This is a genomic window from Shewanella sp. ALD9, assembly GCF_002836315.1.
GTDB lineage: Bacteria > Pseudomonadota > Gammaproteobacteria > Enterobacterales > Shewanellaceae > Shewanella.
The window spans coordinates 1-2,999 of record NZ_PJCD01000008.1; the positions used below are offsets into that span (position 1 = coordinate 1).

At 34.8% G+C, this 2,999-nt stretch carries 5 protein-coding genes; all 5 read right to left on the bottom strand.

Translation table 11 applies throughout. The annotated features are described in order from the left end of the window. Window positions 1-198, bottom strand: a 198-nt coding sequence (locus CXF88_RS14230; RefSeq protein ID WP_197708451.1) for a deoxynucleoside kinase, incomplete at its 3' end; no start/stop codon positions are given. Between the two features lie 6 nt (window positions 199-204). Continuing rightward, a complete protein-coding gene (locus CXF88_RS14235) occupies window positions 205-978 on the bottom strand; it encodes a hypothetical protein (protein ID WP_101087468.1) in 774 nt (257 codons plus the stop codon). Then, entirely contained in the window at window positions 978-1,469 is a 492-nt protein-coding gene (locus CXF88_RS14240) for a dihydrofolate reductase (RefSeq protein WP_101087469.1), read from the bottom strand. Before CXF88_RS14240 ends, CXF88_RS14235 begins: the two co-directional genes overlap by 1 nt. Further along, the gene (locus CXF88_RS14245) at window positions 1,469-2,293 is read right to left on the bottom strand and encodes a thymidylate synthase (RefSeq protein WP_101087470.1); all 825 of its coding nucleotides are present in this window, start codon (window positions 2,291-2,293) and stop codon (window positions 1,469-1,471) included. Before CXF88_RS14245 ends, CXF88_RS14240 begins: the two co-directional genes overlap by 1 nt. A 3-nt stretch (window positions 2,294-2,296) precedes the next feature. Further along, the gene (locus tag CXF88_RS14250) at window positions 2,297-2,971 is read right to left on the bottom strand and encodes a bifunctional nuclease family protein (protein WP_101087471.1); all 675 of its coding nucleotides are present in this window, start codon (window positions 2,969-2,971) and stop codon (window positions 2,297-2,299) included. Between the last annotated feature and the right edge of the window lie 28 nt (window positions 2,972-2,999).

A 2,999-nucleotide genomic window follows, 5' to 3' on the forward strand; every position in this document is an offset into this window, starting at 1 on the left:
CAAAACCTGACGAAAACGACTGTTTAAAAAGTAAATCTGCAAATTAAACGACCAACGATCCATTGAATGATAAAAATCATCTAAATACGGATTATCAACCACATCTTCGTAATGTGCATCCCACTTATAATGTTTGGCTAATAATCTGGTTAACGTAGTTTTTCCTGCACCAATGTTTCCGGCAATTGCAACTTGCATATTTTATTAGTTTATATGGTATAAATACAATTTTTCTGTTGTTAAAACACTTAAACTGTTTGCGTTAAAAATAACAGAATCAATGGTTGACTGAACTTCTGCTAATTGTTCTGCTTCTTTATTTTTAGTGTTTAACAAAAATAATTTATTGTTTGATACATACACCAACAAATCGCCATTAATTGCTAACAATTGTGCTTTTTTAGGTAAATTTTGTTCTTGAATTACTTTTCCGTAGATATCTATTCCGTACACTACATCGTCTTTTTGCCAGTAAGCAAAATTGCCGTAAGTTGTTAAAAAAGAATAGATTGTTATAGGATTACTTACAAATGATGGTTGATCTTGTTGCGATGAAACAATACACCAGCGTTTGCTTGCATAATCGAAAATCCAAATAGAAGCTTGCGAAGTTAAAGCGGCATAAACAGCATCAATTTCAGGAAAACGATCTGTTAAAACAATTTTTTCTTTTACACTTAACTGATTATCCAACAAAACCAGTTGTTGTGTATTTTTATAGAAAACCAATTGTTTTAATGGATTTCGTTCATCGTACTGCGCAATGTTTCCTAAAAACGGATCTTTAAAAGTAAATGTTTTTAAAAGGGTTTCTTTGGCAATTTCGTTACTTACAATTGATGATGTATCGCCCAAATGATTCAAACCGTAATAGGTTAACTGCGTTGGACGAACCAGTTCTTTTTTAAACACAGCCATTTGTGCATTTACCGAGAATGCAGTAAAAAATGCAACAAAAGCTGTGGTTACTTTTTTCATTATTTATGATAAACCGTTATGGTAAAATCGAATTTATTTTTTTCGTCGGATTTGTGAAATGACTCTGAAATCATTTTCCAATCAGATGTTATTTCAGGGAAAAACGCATCAGCATCTTCAAACACAGCGTTTACATGTGTAATTACCAATTCGTTAGCAATGCTTATTGTTTCCTTATAAATCTCGCCACCCCCAATTACGTATACAGTTTCCTGATTTTGCTGTTGTGCAAATTCCAAAGCATCGTTTACCGAAGTAAATGCAAAACAATTATCCGGAACATTGTAATTTTTCTGTCTGGTAATAATTAAATGTGTACGATTTGGCAAAGGTTTAGGAAACGATTCAAACGTTTTACGACCCATTAAAATAAAATGACCGCTTGTTGTGTTTTTAAAATGCTTAAAATCGGCAGGTAAATGCCACAGCAAATCGTTATCTTTTCCTATTGCGTTATTTTGTGCAATGGCTGCTACTAAACTAATCTTCATTATACAGAAACCTGACCTTTAATTGCCGGATGCGGATCATAATCTACCAACGTAAAATCTTCAAATGTAAAATCGAAAATATTTTTTATTTCCGGATTTAAAATCATTTTTGGCAACGGACGTGGTTCTCTTGACAATTGTAATTCAACTTGTTCAAAATGATTGTTGTAGATATGTGCGTCGCCAAACGTGTGAATAAAATCGCCATAACCCAAACCGCAAACCTGTGCAACCATCATGGTAAAAAGTGCGTACGATGCAATATTGAACGGAACGCCCAAAAAGATATCTGCCGAACGCTGATACAGTTGGCACGACAATTTTCCATCGGCAACATAAAACTGAAAAAATGCGTGACACGGAGGCAAAGCTGCTTTTCCGTTGGCAACATTTTCATCAAAAGAAACAGATGTATCGGGCAAAACAGAAGGATTCCAAGCAGAAATAAGCATTCTACGACTATTTGGATTTGTCTTTAATGTTTCGATCAATTCTTTAATCTGATCTATTTCTTCGCCGTTCCAATTGCGCCACTGATAACCGTAAATTGGTCCTAAATCGCCGTTTTCATTTGCCCATTCGTCCCAAATACGAACGCCGTTTTCTTTTAAATAACCAATATTGGTATCGCCTTTTAAAAACCAAAGCAATTCGTGAATGATTGATTTTAAATGGACTTTTTTGGTTGTAACCATTGGGAAACCTTCGGCTAAATCAAAACGCATCTGGTAACCAAAAACACTTTTAGTTCCGGTACCTGTTCTGTCGCCTTTTTGAACGCCTTCTTTTAAAACGTGTTTAACTAAATCTAAATACTGTTTCATTTTTTAAAGGTTTCTTTTTGAAAGTTCATCACGTAAACGAGCTGCTTTTTCGTAATCTTCGTTCATTACTGCCATTTCCAACATATCGTTTAATTCCTGAAGCGAATAATCGGTAAATTCATTTCCTTTTTCTACCGGAGCAATATTTAGAAATTCATCAATAACGTCGCTTAATTCTTCATCGTTGTCGTCATCGTCGTCATCTGCATCAAAATCATCGTCGTCATCATCATATTCCTCATCTTTTGCATCTGCTTCTTCTTGTTCGCGAAGATAGATTCCTGCTTTATCCAATATATTCTGATAGGTAAAAATAGGCGCATCAAAACGTAATGCTAATGAAATGGCATCAGACGTGCGTGCATCGATAATTTCTTCGATACCATCGCGCTCGCAGATAATGCTTGAAAAGAATACGCCATCAACCAACTTGTGAATGATTACCTGTTTTACAACGATATCAAAACGGTCGCAAAAAGTTTTAAACAAATCGTGTGTTAACGGACGTGGCGGCTTTAAATCTTCTTCAATGGCAATGGCAATAGCTTGTGCTTCAAACGCACCGATTACGATTGGCAGTTTACGCTCTCCATCTACTTCGTTCAAAATCAAAGCATAAGCTCCGTTTTGTGTATGACTGTATGAAATTCCTTTTATTGTTAATTTTACTAAACTCATATTGATAAAAATAGCTAAAAAACGCTAT